A 13,506-nucleotide genomic window follows, 5' to 3' on the forward strand; every position below is an offset into this window, starting at 1 on the left:
CCCATATTCAAGATGACCCATGCCTCCTTCCGATCACGGTGGTAGTCGCCCAGGCGCCGGTCGTCCTGCCGGCGAGCCCAGTCAGCGTATCCGCGTGCCTGAAAGCCAGGTGCCATCGGTGCTGGCCTATCTGGAGGCCTATCGGGGTACCGCTTCACTGGAAGCGCCGCGGCCGATGTCGCTGACTCCCTCGACCGTGGGGCTTACTGCCTTTCTGAGTCGCGTGCCGGCGGGCGTGCCATCGGTGGCGGATGACGATGTCGACGAGGTGGTCGATCTCAACGAGCACCTGGTCCTGCCTGGGCACGAGCCGAGCACCTTCATTATCCGGGTGTCGGGCTGGTCGATGATTGGTGCGGGCATTTTTGATCGCGACGAAGTGCTGGTGGATCGCGCGCTCGCGCCGCGCCAGGGTGACATCGTGGTGGCGGTGGTCAATGGCGAGCTGACCATCAAGCGGCTCGGCAAGGTCGATGGCCACATCGCCTTGTTGCCGGAGAACGCCCACTTCAAACCCATCGTGTTCCGGGAAGGCGAGACGCTGGAGATCTGGGGTGTCGTCACCCGTTGCCTGCGCACGTTGCGCTGACGTCATGGGCCAGGTTGTTGCACTCTCGTCGCTGTTTGAAGCTCGTCAGGTTTGGAAAGGGCGGGCAGTGTCGCTGCCCGACAGCAGCCAGCCGACAGGTTGGCCCGCGCTCGATGAGGCGCTGCCGAGTGGCGGCTGGCCCGAGCATGCGATGACTGAAATCCTGCTGCCTGCCGATGGCGTGGGAGAGCTGCAATTGGTGTTGCCCACCCTGGCGCGACTCACGCGGGAGGCGCGCAGCGTCATGCTGATCACGCCGCCGTATCTGCCCTATGTGCCTGGCTGGGAAGCGCGTGGCGTGATGATGTCCCACGTGGATATCGTGCAGGCCGGGGAGCGCGACGTGCTGTGGGCCGCCGAGCAATGCCTGCGTTCGGGCAGTTGTGCGGCCGTGCTGGCGTGGCCGCTGCAGGCGGACGATCGCGCCTTGCGCCGCCTGCAGGTGGCCGCCGATACGGGCAAGGCGCTGGCGTTCGTGTTTCGCGATCGGCGTCATGCGGCGCAGGCGTCGCCGGCGGCGTTGCGGCTGGAGCTGGAAAGCGAGCCCTCGTTGCAGGTACGCATACGCAAATGCCGTGGCGGGCAACCGCCGGCTGGCATGTTGCCGCTTGCCGCCGGTTGGTCGTGAGGAGGGCGCGACATGCTGTGGGCTTGTGTGTTGCTGCCGCAGCTGGCGCTGGATGGTGTCCTCCGGCGACAGCCGCCCACGGAGGCGCCACTGGTGCTGGTCAGTGGCCCGGCGCAGGCGCGCGTCGTGCATGCGGCGAACCGCTCCGCGCGTGCCGCCGGCCTGTATCGCGGCCAGCGCCTCACCGCAGCGCAAGCCTTGCTGAGCCAGTTCGCGATGGTCGAGCACGACCCCGAGGACGAGGCGCGCTGGCACCGCCTGCTGGCGGCCTGGGCGTATCGCTATAGCGGCGAGGTCGGCTTGCTGGCGCATGCGCTGGTGCTGGAGGTGAGTCGCAGCCTGAATCTGTTCGGGCCGTGGCCACGCTTCGAATCACTGCTGCGTGACGACCTCAAGGAGCTGGGCTTTCGCCACCGCATCGCGCTCGCGCCCACGCCGCATGCCGCCTATGTGCTGACCGGTGTCCACGATGGCCTGGCGGTGATGACGCCCGACACGCTGCGGCGTGCACTGTTGCCCATTCCGATTGCGCGCGCCCGCCTGCCTGACGACGCAGCGCAGGCCTTGCCCTCGATGGGTATCCGCACCCTGGGGCAGTTGTTTGCGCTGCCGCGCGCCGGCTTGCAGCGACGCTTTGGCAGCGAGCTGGTGGCACAGCTCGATCGGCTTGCCGGCGACGAGCCTTCGCCGATGGAAAACTATCGCCCGCCCGATACGTTCGAGCAGCGCATGGAATGGACGCACGAGATCGAGCACGTCGAGGCCCTGGTATTTCCGCTACGCCGCCTGACCGGCGATCTGTCGGCCTACCTGGCCGGGCGCGATGGCGGCGTGCAGCGTTTCGAGCTTGAGCTGGAACACCGCAGCGGGCCGCCTACGCGGGTAACCGTGGGCATGCTGTCGGCCGGGCGCGATGCAGCACTGTTGTTCGAATGCGCGCGCGGCCGCATGGAGCGGCTGGAGCTGTCGCAGCCGGTCGTTGCGATGCGCCTGCTGGCGCGCGACCTGCCGCCCTTCGTGCCGGCCGGCCGCGACCTGTTCGATACGCGCCCGACGAATGCCGTGCCACTGGAGCAGTTGCGCGAGCGCCTGCGCGCGCGTCTGGGCGAGGCGTCCATCCAGCATCTTCGCCGCACGCTGGATCCGCGACCCGAGTTGGCACAGACCACCACGGCAGGCGTCGGTGCCACGCATGCGATCTCGCTGCCACGTCCCACCTGGTTGCTTCATACGCCGCGACCACTGCGTGGGCCGGCGCCAACCATCCTGGCCGGCCCCGAGCGCATCGAAACCGGCTGGTGGGATGGTGGCGACCTGCGCCGCGACTACTACGTGGTGCGCACTGCGCAAGGCCAGTGCGCCTGGGTGTTCTGTGCGCCGGGCGAGCAGGGCGGGTGGATGCTGCATGGGTGGTTTGCATGAACGCGTATGCCGAGCTGCATTGCCTGTCGAACTTTTCGTTTCAGCGCGGCGCATCGAGTGCGCGCGAATTGTTCGAGCGGGCGAGGGAGTGCGGTTATCGCGCGCTGGCCGTCACCGACGAGTGTTCGCTTGCCGGCATCGTGCGCGCCTTCGAGGCGTCGCGCGATACCGGCGTGGCGCTGATCGTCGGCGCCGAGTTCCAGCTGGACGATGGCCCCAAGCTGGTCCTGCTGTGCGAGGACCTTGCCGGCTATACCGCGCTGTGCGCGCTGATCACGCGGGGCCGGCGCGCGGCGGAGAAGGGCAGCTATCGCGTGACGCGACAGGATCTGGCCGATGGATTGCCCGGCACCTTGGCGCTATGGATCCCGGCCAGCCAACCCGATCGCGAACATGGCGCCTGGCTGCGCTCGTTGTTTCATGATCGCTTGTGGCTGGCAGTTGAGCTGCATCGCGGTCCGGATGATGCGCGTCGCCTGGTGCAGCTGGAGGCGTTGGCCGATTCGCTGGGTGTGCCTGCGGTGGCCACCAGCGATGTGCATATGCATGTGCGCCGCCGGCGCGCCTTGCAGGATGTGATGACCGCGCTGCGCCATCACCGCACCGTGGCCGAAGCGGGCGACCTGCTGTTTCCCAATGGCGAGCGCCATCTGCGTACGCGCGAGGCGTTGGCGGCGATCTATCCGTCACGCCTGCTGGAAGAAAGCGTGCACATCGCCGAGCGCTGCCGTTTTGCCCTGACCGACCTGAAGTATCGCTACCCGGCCGAGCTGGTGCCCGAAGGCTATACGGCGACCGCGTGGCTGCGGCACCTGACTGAAGAAGGTGTGCGCTGGCGCTGGCCGCAGGGTGTTCCGGCCAAGGTGCGCGAGCAGATCGAGCATGAGCTGGCCCTGGTCGAGCAACTCAAGTACGAATCGTATTTCCTCACCGTGCAGGACATCGTCAGCCACGCCCGCAGCGAGGGCATTCTCTGCCAGGGACGCGGCTCGGCGGCCAACTCCGCGGTCTGCTATGCCCTGGGTGTCACGGCGGTGGACCCGGAGCACACCACGCTGCTGGTCGAACGTTTCATTTCCGCCGAGCGCGACGAGCCGCCGGATATCGATATCGACTTCGAGCACGAGCGGCGCGAGGAGGTCATCCAGTACATCTACCGCAAGTACGGTCGCGAACGTGCGGCGCTGGCGGCCACCGTGATCTGCTATCGCGGCCGCAGCGCGGTACGCGACGTGGCCCGCGCGCTGGGCCTGCCCATGGACCAGATCGACCTGCTGTCGCGTGTGTTTGCCTGGCAGGATGGCGATGATCCGCTGGATGGTCGGCTGCGTGAGCGTGGCTTCGATCCGGATAGCCCGGTATTGCGGCGCGTACTGGCGCTTACCGCCGAGTTGCGGGATTTTCCCCGCCACCTGTCCCAGCACGTCGGCGGCTTCGTGATTTCCGACCAGCCGCTATCGCACCTGGTACCGGTGGAAAACGCGTCCATGCCGGACCGCACCATCATCCAGTGGGACAAGGATGATCTGGATACGATGCGCCTGCTGAAGGTCGATTGCCTGGCGCTGGGCATGCTGACCTGCATCCGCAAATGCATGGATCTGTTGCAGGCGCATCACGGCGTCGAGGTGACGCTGGCCACCATGCCGAAGGAAGACCCCAGGACCTACGAGATGATCCGGGCCGCCGACACCATTGGCGTGTTCCAGATCGAATCGCGCGCGCAGATGGCGATGCTGCCGCGACACCGGCCGGAGAATTTCTACGACCTGGTGATCCAGGTGGCGATCGTGCGGCCGGGTCCCATCCAGGGCGACATGGTGCATCCGTACCTGCGCCGCAAGCGCGGCGAGGAGCCGGTGACTTATCCGTCGGAGGCTTTGCGCAGCGTCTTCGAGCGTACGCTCGGCGTGCCGCTGTTCCAGGAACAGGTGATGAAGCTGGCGATCGTCGCCGCCGGATATTCGCCGGGCGAGGCTGATGCACTGCGTCGTTCGATGGCGGCGTGGCGGCGCAATGGCGATATGGAAATCCATCGCGTGAAGCTCATGAAGGGCATGCTCGAGAGTGGTTTCACGCAGGAGTTCGCAGCACGCCTGTTCGAACAGATCAAAGGCTTCGGTTCGTATGGGTTTCCCGAAAGCCACGCAGCGAGTTTCGCGCTGCTGGTTTATGCCAGCAGCTGGCTGAAATGCCATTATCGGGCGGAGTTCTTGTGCGCCTTGCTCAACTCGCAGCCGATGGGTTTTTATTCGGCCAGCCAGCTGGTGCAGGATGCGCAGCGCCATGGCGTCAACGTGCGTCCCGTCGATGTGCGCTACAGCGTATGGGACAACATGCTGGAGAACGACGCCGCCTCCATCGGTGGTTTTGCGATACGACTTGGCTTTCGCCAGATTCGCGGATGCCGCCAGGACATGGCGGAGCGGCTTGGCGCGGAACGCGCGCGGCGACCTTTTGATGACGTGGCTGACCTGTGCACACGCACGGGCATGAATCGACAGCAGCAGGAGGCGTTGGCCGAAGCCGATGCCCTGCGCGGCCTGGCGGGTCATCGCCATCGCGCACGCTGGGCCATCGCCGGCATCGAGGCGCAGCTCCCCTTGTTCGGTCACGCCAGCCCGGAAGAACCCGCGGTTGCACTGCCGCCACCGTCGCAGGCTGAAAATACCCTGGCCGACTATGCGCGCGTGGGCCTGACGCTGGGGCCACACCCCTTGCAGCAGCTGCGCAAGCGGCTGCGTGCCTTGCATTGCATGGATGGGCGCGCGCTAAGCCATCAGCCGCATGCCAGCCAGGTGCGCGCGGCTGGCCTGGTGACGCAACGCCAGCGTCCGCAGACGGCCAGCGGCGTCACCTTCATCACCATGGAAGACGAGTTCGGCCCGATCAATGTGGTGGTCTGGAGTCAGGTGGCCGAGCGGCAGCGGCGCATCTATCTGGAGGCGAACCTGCTTGGCGTCGAAGGACGCTGGGAGCATGTGGATGGGGTCAGTCACCTCATCGCGCACCGGTTGATCGATTTCAGCCATTTGCTTGGCTCACTGGATAGCCGGTCGAGGGATTTCCATTGAGGCAGGCGGCCCCTCCCTTGCCGGCGCAGGGGAGGGTTGCGATGTCGTGGGTAGCGTCGGCGTGCGCGTTATAAGTTGAGCGTGTGAATGGCCTGGGACGGATCGGCGGGATCCAGTCGGCGCTCAAAGCCAAGGTGCCTGGCAAGACCGCTCATGGCCTGGTTCGACGCCGAGTCCATCGAGACCATGCGCTTGAACCCGTTCCGGCGCGCCTCGTCGATCAGGTGGCGCATCAGCAAGGTGCCGAGTCCGCGATTAAGCCAGTCATCGGCCACAGTCACGGCGCTCTCGCACGTGTGCTCTTCCGCGGTGGCGCAATAGCGGCTCACGCCGATCTCCCGCAGCTTGCCTTTGTCGTGGATCAGCGCGATGAAGGCCGTGCGTTTCTGGTAGTCGAGATTCATCAGTTGATCGATCAGTGCTTCGCTGGGCTGCTTGAAATTGCAGTGAAAACGGAGGCGCCGCGACTTGGGCGAGAGATCGCGGATGAAGTCCGTTTCCAGGTCGCGATCACCGGCCTGCAAGGGGCGGATCAGGATGGGCGTGCCATCGCTCAGATGATCGATCCAGTGCTTGTCTCCGAGGGCCTCGGCTACATAGGTAAAGCCCGCGTGGAGCGAGGGCTCGAGGGAACGAATGGAAATGGACATGGCAACCTCCCGACAAGTGAGGGATCGCCAGGATGGATTCGTTTCCCGGCGATGGGGAATCGACGACTAGGTTCCCTTAAGACTTCTACGCCTCGGTGGTCGGGCCTGACCTGATGCAGGTCAATTCAGCTTGGCCATGCAAGGTGATGCCCAAATATTGCTCGCGGGAGACAGTTACATCAGTGATACACCAAGACTGGCGCGTCGCTGCTCAGCAGCACCTTCTGGGTTTCACTGCCAAGGAGCAGACGGGTCATGCCGCGCCAGCCATGCGACGCCATGACCACCAAGTCGCACTGCTTGTCCTTCGCGGTCTGCACAATCGTCTCGGCAGGTAGGCCGCCAAACGCCACCTGGCCGTCGAACGGCACGCCTGCGGCCTCGGCGAGGGCCCGGACATCGGCCAGGTAGCGCTCGGCATGCGTCCTGGCCTCCTCGGTATAGGCGTATTCCGTGGCCGCGAGCAGGGCGCCCATATAGGCGATGCTCTGGAACGGCGCAATCACATGCAAGGCATGGACGCGCGCCTGGCAGATCTTCGCCAGCTCGATGCCGGCTTTGGCGGCGCGCAGCGAGAGTTCCGAGCCGTCGATGGGCAGGAGAATGTGCTGATACATGGGCGTCCTCGTCGAGTGCGTGCAGGTGATGGGGCAGGGAAGGGCAAGCAGCGCGTAGGGCCGCGCCGCGGCGCCTAGCGTCGTGCAACCGCCGTCGAGCGCCCGTCATGAGCTTAGGCTGGCCTGTCGGCGCATTCTTGATCCAGGTCAGGTCCGCAGGTGGCAGAGCGCCAGGGAGCCACCGAGCTCGGGGCAGCTGGGCTCTTCACGCGGCGTGACCGGAATCAATGCAATAGATCGCCAGCCGGTCGAACGGCAGGCAGCGCGCGCCGCGCCTTCATCGGCCTACACTAATAGCGGCTCCGCCAAAGGGAGGTTCTGACATGTTTCAGCACATTCTTCTTCCCGTCGATGGCTCCGCACATGCGCTTAATGCCGTGGATATCGGCATCGAACTGGCGGGAAAACTAGGGGCCAGAGTGCATACGGTACACGTGCTTCCGCCGCTACCCGCTGTTTCATACGTCGCCGAACTGATCCAGTCGCGGAGTTCTTACACCGAGCTCGCCAAGGCGCGCGCCGAAACCTATCTGAGCGAAGTTTGCAGGCGCGCAAGCGCCGCCGGCGTGCCGTGCGAGACCGAGTATGTCTTCGATCTGCGACCTTATGTGGCCATCGTGGCGACGGCGGCGAAACATCACTGCGACCTGATCGTGATGTCGTCACGCGGCGCGCAGGGACTGGAGCGCGTGCTGCTGGGCAGCGTCACGCACAAGGTCATGCTGTGCTGCGACCTGCCTGTACTGGTCTGTCACTGATATCGATCAGATCTGATCGTCGGGCGGCACCAGGTGATGCTTCACCTGGATGGCATCAAGACGGTCGCAGATCCAGCCTTGGTCGCCGGGGCCGGCATGGGCCTGGACTGCGTCCGCCAGATTCTTGAAGGTGGACCAGAAATCGTTGGCATTCACCTTGCTTTGCACCAGTCCGGGGATGAATTCATCCAGTGCATCGAGCATTTGATTGAGTTCGGCATGGGTCTTGGCCATGTCGGCAAGCCTACACCGGGCCACCATCAACACGGCGCGAAATCTTTATCCAAAGGGTCACATTGGTTTAACGGCGATCGCGGCAGCTTGAATACCCCTCATGGGCGACGAGGTGATGCGATCATGGAATCGGAACGCGAAAACGACCTGCTTTCCCGTGCATGCGATGAGTTGCTTGAACAGAACTCGCTGCTGCAACAGGAGGTGGAACTGCTTCGTGCGCAGTTGAGGCGGCATCCCTCGGGCGAGATGCAGATTCGGGAAGCCCAACGCCAGATGGAAGAACTGGTGGAGACCACCCGGGGACATACGCCATGTCCGTCCATGACCCACTACGAGGCATCCTTGATCTGACCAGGGGTGGCAAGCAGGGGGAGCGCAAATCTGGCGGGCACCTGTCGCGGCACTCAGTGGCTGACCTCGAGCACGATCTTGCCGATGTGTTGCCCGTCCTCCATCGCGCGATGCGCATCCGCAGCACGTTCGAGCGGATACACCGCGTGAATCAGCGGCAGGCAACGTCCCTCATCCAGCACAGGCCACACATGCGTCCGCAATGACGTTGCGATGGCGGCCTTCTCCGATGCGGTGCGGGGCCGCATGGTGGAGCCGGTGATGTGGGCGCGCTTGTGGGCGATGCTGGCCAGGTTGACCTGCGGGGCGACGGTTCCGCCGAGAAACCCGATCAGCAGCAGGCGGCCGTCCTGGCCGAGCGCGCGCAGGTTGTCGTTGAAATAGCTGCCACCCATGATGTCGAGGATGACATCCACGCCGCGTCCGTTCGTGCGTTCCAGCACGACGTCGGCGAACGGTGTTGCGCGATAATTGATGGGCTCGCCGCCGAGTTCGCGAATGGCTTTGCACTTCTCCGCGCTACCCGCGGTAGCGAACGTACGTATGCCGAATTCGCGACACAGCATGAGTGCCGTCGTGCCTATGCCACTGGTGCCGCCATGGATCAGCACGGTGTCACCCTTGCTGACTTGGCCCATGTCGAACAGGTTGGCCCATACCGTGAAGAAGGTCTCGGGCATGGCGGCTGCTTGTTGCGATGTCAGTCCTCGCGGAATCGGCAGCACCTGACCCGCCGGGGCCACACAGTACTGGGCATAGCCGCCGCCATTGGTGAGCGCACAGACCGCGTCGCCGAAGGTGAATCCGTCGACGCCTTCGCCGAATGCCGCGATCGTGCCAGCCACCTCCAGGCCGGGAATCGGGCTGGCGCCGGGCGGTATCGGATAGTGCCCGGCGCGCTGGAGTACATCCGGTCGATTGACGCCCGCTGCCTCGACGCGTATCAGCAACTCGCCGGGCCCAGGATGCGGCGTAGGTACGCTGCGCGGCTGCAGCACCTCAGGCCCACCGGGAGCGCTGATCTGGATTTCGGCCATCGTACTCGGCAGTGTCGCGTGCATGGCGTTGCTTCCGGTGGCTTGCGTGCTGAATCGCCGCTTACGTCGCGACTTCGGGCGTAGCGTATCGGTGCCTGCGACGTCGGACGAACCAGCGTATACCGAAGGCCATGCCGATAAGAAGCACCACGGCGATGACCCCCAGGCACTGCAGCATGCGCGTCTGGCTGTACATCACGAACATGCCGTTCTGTCCGTAGAAGCCGTTGTAGCTCGCCAGCACAGTTGGCAGATTCATCAATGCGTCCTTGCCCAAGGGCAGCGCCCGTTCGTTGGGGTGATAGCTGGAGCCCATCTCCAGGGTCTGGCCATTGCGGTCCAGTTCGATGTGTCCGCCCAGGACGTAAGTCACGGGACGCGTCCGCATGAAATCCGCCATGCGCGCGGCGCTGGCACGGTCGGCGTCGGCATCGTCGATGATGAGTCGGCCGGGAAGCAGGAAGTCGCCGGTGAAAACAAGTCCCGTCGCACGATCGTAGTAGGAGACATGCGAGGCGTAGTGCCCCGGCGTGGGGACGACATCGACGATGCGGTTGCCAAGGTCCACCTGGGCGATGCCATCGGGCCAGTGCGAGAAACCAAAGTACTCGGTGACGTGCGCGAGATCGGTACCGACGATCGTCACCTGGGGTAGCGAAGCGAATTGCACATCGCCCGAGCGATGATCGAGGTGGCCATGGGTGTGCACGACGATCAGCGGAAGCCTCGCTCCACCTACGGTCGGCAGCAACGACATGACGGTGGACGCCAGCGGCATCTTTTGCGCCTCGCTGACGTCACCGCTATCGATCAGCAAGGCCTTGGAGTCGCCAATCAGCAGGTACATGAAGGGCCCCTCATAGGTCGCGCAGAGGCTCTCGCGCAAGATGTAGGTGCGTTCGTTGTAGCGATGAACCTGCAATGGGCGTGGATGATTCGCGTTGCAGTCCGCCGCGCCGGCATCCCATTGCACGTCCATCGAGCCGGTGGCGACCTGCGCGGAGGCCACGCCGGCAAGCAGGGAACCGAAAGCCAGCAACACATACAGCATGCGTTTCATCGTGCTTCGCCAGTGGTGAGGGGCGCGCCAGCATGGCGCAAGTCGATCCCGGGCGTCGGATGCCGACGGGCGGGACAAGGTTTAAAGCCGTTCGCTCGGCCGTGCCCTGGCGTTCAGGGTTGTGCATCGCGCATGGATCGGCGCGCGCCACCCGTCCTGCATGAACGGGCATCGTGAAACATTGCGTTGAGCTTGCAACTCGATTCAATTCACATCGGCTACACGGCGTATGAAGGGCTATAGCGCGTATCCAGCCAAGCGCATCACTACCGCCCGGTGAGTGTGTCGTCGCCGCTGGCCAGCTCTGGCCCTACGGCCGCGTGCACCTGCGGGTGCCTGTGCATGTGGGGAGCAGGGCGAATTTGGCGGACCGGCGGCATCTCCGCGAGGGGAGGCGCCGGTCCGGAATCCAATCGGTGGATGCCTGAGGGCATCCAGGAATCAGGGGTCGGCTATGAAGGGAAAGCATATGCAGCATGCATCGATTCGGTTCGCCCGCTTTGCCGTGGTTGGCTTGTTGGTCATGGCGTCGGGCCTATCCAGCGCCATGGCAACGGATGGCCTGCCGTCCACGGGGCTCGGGCAGTCCTGGCCTAATGCCACCGACGTCAGCGCCAGTCCTCGTTGGCACGTCTACGTGTTCCAGCGCCAGGGCGTCCGCTACATCCAGGTCAATGATTTGAACGGCAAGGTACATACCGCGTTTGCTGCGGCGGCCGGCAATTTCCTGGGCTTGCCCGTGGGCGTGGATGCGGCAGGCCTGGCGACTCCGCAGGAACCACTGCCCGTGCCGGCCAGCAAGAAGGGTGAAATCGTTTACCAGGACGCCGCCGTCAAAGTGTTCGTAGCACCCCAGGCGGATGGCAGCCTGCGCGTGTTTGCGGCGAGCGGCGATTGCACGGATCCGATCGAGTGCACGTCGCGGATTCAGTGACGATTTGCGCGTCGGTCCGGATAACCGAGGCGCCTCCTAGGCGGAGGCGCCTCGATGGAGCGGAAAGGCGCGCAGTGAATCGCGCAGGAGCAGCGTGATACTCATGCCGTCCGACAGGTCACGCAGATGCACGTAGCCGCCATAGATCTGAGCGCGATCGCGAATGCTGGCGATGCCCAGCCCGCTCGCTCCCAGCAGCGTCATCGCCTGCTTCCAGGCCTCCGGTGACGCCGCGGTTGGCTCGTCGGCGGGCGCTCCGCGCCTGCCGACCAGGCGCATGACGACCCAACGCTGACCACCCGTGTGGCCGCCACGGACCTGCAAGCGGATGTGCTGCGATTGGCCGCGCGACAGCACATAGACCAGCACTTCGCAGGCCAGGCGATAGAGCGCCATATGAACATCTGGCGCCAGTTGGCTCAGTCCGCGCCCGGACAATTCGCAGCGATAAGTGGCACCGGCCATGCCGACGGCCTGGGCAAACGGCCCATCGCGCAAGGTGGCGGGCACGCCGCGCTCGCGCCAGCCGCGGGGATAGAGTGCGTTGGCCAGTCGATGCATTTCGTGTTGCGTCAGCGCGGCCTGGCGGGAATAGGCGCGCTCCTCGTTCGCCGGCAACACATGCCGTAGACGATCCAGTAGCCGATTGTGATTCTCGCGAATGTTTTGGCCAATGTTTTCGAGCGCATCGGCAGCCTGGCGCAAGCGCAATTCCTCAAGATAAAGGCCTTGCTGCGCCAGCTGGAAGCCGCGCAAGGTATCGACCTGGCTGGACTGTGCCGAATGTGTCTGATGCGCAATGCGCGAGCCGAGCATGAGCAGGGTGGTGATGGCGAAGGCCATCAGCGCCTGCGCCTGGATCACCTCCGGATCGCGCACCATGGTCGATGTCGTCGCCACCGCGATGCTCGCCAACATCCCGCCCAGGGCTGCACCTTGCCAGCCGTGGCGAGAGGTGAGCCACACCACCGGGAGAAACATGGCGATGCGCAATACCTGCATGCTGTCACCGTGACTGCTGAGGACCAGGCCCATCAGCGTCAGCAGTGGCACCAGCACGCCGATCACGCCATCCCTGGCCAGGTGGCTTTGCCAAAGCGTCGCCTCCGAGTTTGCGCCTGGGCTCTCGGTCACCCAGAGATAGAGGGCAAGCACGGCCGGCACCAGGGTAAGCGCGCCCAGGTAATTGCCAAGGAAGTAGCCAAACACGACTTGCGCGGTAACCACGGGCGCGGCCACGTGGCCGGCCATCTGCACGGTGGGCAGGATGGCGGCGCTGCAGATCGCGGTGAGCAGTGCGGCCAACATCGTCACACCAAGCAGCATGATCATGTTGATCTGGTGGTTGCCGTGAAACAGGCGGGAACGCCGTTGGCACCACGCGACCAGCATGGCCAACGGGGCAATGGGAGGGATTGCCGTCAGCAGCGCCCAGTGCCACCCGAACTGGTCCTGGCAACTCCATGCCTGGTAGCCGACGGGAATGAATTCGCCGACGATCAGTGCAGGCCAGTAGCGGGCGGGCACCAGCAGCAGGCACGCCAGGCGCAGTCCGGCTGGAAGATTCCAATGCGAGGCGGACACGCTGCGCAGCAAGACGTAACAGGCCGCATAAGCGGCGGCGATGGCCAGCTGGCGGCCCCACATGAATCGCCTTGTTGCTTCCCCCATGGCGTGCTTCCCCTTGATCGCTGCGTCCCCGGGGTTTGCCCGGGATGAGGTAATCCAATGGACCGAGCGGTCGCGACGCGACGCCCTGGGTGCCTGCAATGCCTCGAGCTTCACGCGCTTTTGGGACGGCTGGTTGCTGGGCGCAATGCCACTCGACTTCCCTGAAGGAGTCCTTGTTGGGTAGCGCGTCTTGCGTCGAGTGGCTCGCCACCTGGCGCGTGTCTCGCCTGGGATTCCCAAAGCGAACTCTGGCATGTTCACCGGTGATTTCTTGGTGAAGAGTGTCGCGAGACGGGCAGGTCCCGTGATCGCGATTTTTTGCGACATCAGCGAGAGCTCGCTCGTCATCGCCGTGATGGCTGCATGATTCGCTGCCAAGCGCCGGATCGACAAGGCAATGCATGGCGCCCGAATGGTGTCCGGCGACACCGCGACACGGCGTTGTTCCGTGTCGTGGCAGGGGCTTGCCCGCGCCTCA

General features: G+C 64.7%; 13 protein-coding genes. 7 read left to right on the forward strand and 6 right to left on the reverse strand.

What is annotated here, in order from left to right; all coding sequences use genetic code 11:
- The first annotated feature begins 19 nt into the window (after nt 1-19).
- The 4 genes from OUZ49_RS04930 to OUZ49_RS04945 are packed head-to-tail and all read left to right on the forward strand — an operon-like array spanning nt 20 to nt 5,713.
- Nucleotides 20-589 carry a LexA family protein gene (locus tag OUZ49_RS04930; protein ID WP_266148870.1) on the forward strand — a complete coding sequence of 190 codons (570 nt, stop codon included), beginning with the start codon at nt 20-22 and terminating at the stop codon, nt 587-589.
- Nucleotides 590-593: 4 nt separating this feature from the next.
- Nucleotides 594-1,217, forward strand: a complete 624-nt coding sequence (imuA, locus tag OUZ49_RS04935) for a translesion DNA synthesis-associated protein ImuA (protein WP_266148871.1) — start codon at nt 594-596, stop codon at nt 1,215-1,217.
- Between the two features lie 12 nt (nt 1,218-1,229).
- Nucleotides 1,230-2,639: a Y-family DNA polymerase gene (locus OUZ49_RS04940; RefSeq protein ID WP_266148872.1), complete on the forward strand. Its 1,410-nt coding sequence runs from the start codon at nt 1,230-1,232 to the stop codon at nt 2,637-2,639.
- Complete coding sequence (locus OUZ49_RS04945) at nt 2,636-5,713, forward strand: error-prone DNA polymerase (RefSeq protein WP_266148873.1); 3,078 nt, start codon at nt 2,636-2,638, stop codon at nt 5,711-5,713. The genes OUZ49_RS04940 and OUZ49_RS04945 overlap by 4 nt, the downstream gene beginning before the upstream one ends.
- A gap of 68 nt (nt 5,714-5,781) precedes the next feature.
- On the opposite strand, the gene OUZ49_RS04950 is transcribed toward OUZ49_RS04945, so the two are convergent.
- Together OUZ49_RS04950 and OUZ49_RS04955 are read right to left on the reverse strand one after the other, a co-directional pair.
- Entirely contained in the window at nt 5,782-6,363 is a 582-nt protein-coding gene (locus tag OUZ49_RS04950; protein WP_266148875.1) for a GNAT family N-acetyltransferase, read from the reverse strand.
- Nucleotides 6,364-6,542: 179 nt separating this feature from the next.
- Nucleotides 6,543-6,980 (reverse strand): universal stress protein, encoded by a 438-nt coding sequence (locus tag OUZ49_RS04955; protein WP_266148876.1) that lies wholly within the window; start codon nt 6,978-6,980, stop codon nt 6,543-6,545.
- Between the two features lie 323 nt (nt 6,981-7,303).
- On the opposite strand from OUZ49_RS04955, the gene OUZ49_RS04960 reads away from it, so the two are divergent.
- A complete protein-coding gene (locus OUZ49_RS04960; protein ID WP_266148877.1) occupies nt 7,304-7,738 on the forward strand; it encodes a universal stress protein in 435 nt (144 codons plus the stop codon).
- Between the two features lie 6 nt (nt 7,739-7,744).
- Here OUZ49_RS04960 and OUZ49_RS04965 read toward each other — a convergent pair whose 3' ends face one another.
- Nucleotides 7,745-7,972: a hypothetical protein gene (locus OUZ49_RS04965; protein ID WP_266148878.1), complete on the reverse strand. Its 228-nt coding sequence runs from the start codon at nt 7,970-7,972 to the stop codon at nt 7,745-7,747.
- 123 nt (nt 7,973-8,095) lie between these two features.
- Here OUZ49_RS04965 and OUZ49_RS04970 point away from each other — a divergent pair, with 123 nt between their 5' ends.
- On the forward strand, nt 8,096-8,326 hold the full coding sequence (locus tag OUZ49_RS04970) for a hypothetical protein (protein ID WP_266148879.1): 231 nt from the start codon (nt 8,096-8,098) through the stop codon (nt 8,324-8,326).
- A 53-nt stretch (nt 8,327-8,379) separates the two neighbouring features.
- Here the strand turns inward: OUZ49_RS04970 and OUZ49_RS04975 are convergent, their stop codons facing one another.
- Both OUZ49_RS04975 and OUZ49_RS04980 read right to left on the reverse strand, forming a co-directional pair.
- Complete coding sequence (locus tag OUZ49_RS04975) at nt 8,380-9,387, reverse strand: NAD(P)H-quinone oxidoreductase (protein ID WP_266148880.1); 1,008 nt, start codon at nt 9,385-9,387, stop codon at nt 8,380-8,382.
- 37 nt (nt 9,388-9,424) lie between these two features.
- Entirely contained in the window at nt 9,425-10,423 is a 999-nt protein-coding gene (locus OUZ49_RS04980; protein WP_266148881.1) for an MBL fold metallo-hydrolase, read from the reverse strand.
- Between the two features lie 454 nt (nt 10,424-10,877).
- On the opposite strand from OUZ49_RS04980, the gene OUZ49_RS04985 reads away from it, so the two are divergent.
- Nucleotides 10,878-11,357, forward strand: coding sequence for a hypothetical protein (locus OUZ49_RS04985; protein ID WP_266148882.1), 480 nt, complete (start codon nt 10,878-10,880; stop codon nt 11,355-11,357).
- 36 nt (nt 11,358-11,393) lie between these two features.
- Here the strand turns inward: OUZ49_RS04985 and OUZ49_RS04990 are convergent, their stop codons facing one another.
- Nucleotides 11,394-13,004 (reverse strand): MASE1 domain-containing protein, encoded by a 1,611-nt coding sequence (locus OUZ49_RS04990; protein WP_266148883.1) that lies wholly within the window; start codon nt 13,002-13,004, stop codon nt 11,394-11,396.
- Nucleotides 13,005-13,506 lie beyond the last annotated feature (502 nt).

Origin of the sequence: Dyella halodurans (assembly GCF_026283925.1) — a bacterium.
Taxonomy (GTDB): domain Bacteria; phylum Pseudomonadota; class Gammaproteobacteria; order Xanthomonadales; family Rhodanobacteraceae; genus Dyella; species Dyella halodurans.

Bases quoted from the DNA above. Each gene is read 5' to 3' on its own strand.
- OUZ49_RS04930 (WP_266148870.1), top strand. From the start codon at position 20: ATGCCTCCTTCCGATCACGGTGGTAGTCGCCCAGGCGCCGGTCGTCCT.
- imuA (WP_266148871.1), top strand. From the start codon at position 594: ATGGGCCAGGTTGTTGCACTCTCGTCGCTGTTTGAAGCTCGTCAGGTT.
- OUZ49_RS04940 (WP_266148872.1), top strand. From the start codon at position 1,230: ATGCTGTGGGCTTGTGTGTTGCTGCCGCAGCTGGCGCTGGATGGTGTC.
- OUZ49_RS04945 (WP_266148873.1), top strand. From the start codon at position 2,636: ATGAACGCGTATGCCGAGCTGCATTGCCTGTCGAACTTTTCGTTTCAG.
- OUZ49_RS04950 (WP_266148875.1), bottom strand. From the start codon at position 6,363: ATGTCCATTTCCATTCGTTCCCTCGAGCCCTCGCTCCACGCGGGCTTT.
- OUZ49_RS04955 (WP_266148876.1), bottom strand. From the start codon at position 6,980: ATGTATCAGCACATTCTCCTGCCCATCGACGGCTCGGAACTCTCGCTG.
- OUZ49_RS04960 (WP_266148877.1), top strand. From the start codon at position 7,304: ATGTTTCAGCACATTCTTCTTCCCGTCGATGGCTCCGCACATGCGCTT.
- OUZ49_RS04965 (WP_266148878.1), bottom strand. From the start codon at position 7,972: ATGGCCAAGACCCATGCCGAACTCAATCAAATGCTCGATGCACTGGAT.
- OUZ49_RS04970 (WP_266148879.1), top strand. From the start codon at position 8,096: ATGGAATCGGAACGCGAAAACGACCTGCTTTCCCGTGCATGCGATGAG.
- OUZ49_RS04975 (WP_266148880.1), bottom strand. From the start codon at position 9,387: ATGCACGCGACACTGCCGAGTACGATGGCCGAAATCCAGATCAGCGCT.
- OUZ49_RS04980 (WP_266148881.1), bottom strand. From the start codon at position 10,423: ATGAAACGCATGCTGTATGTGTTGCTGGCTTTCGGTTCCCTGCTTGCC.
- OUZ49_RS04985 (WP_266148882.1), top strand. From the start codon at position 10,878: ATGAAGGGAAAGCATATGCAGCATGCATCGATTCGGTTCGCCCGCTTT.
- OUZ49_RS04990 (WP_266148883.1), bottom strand. From the start codon at position 13,004: ATGTGGGGCCGCCAGCTGGCCATCGCCGCCGCTTATGCGGCCTGTTAC.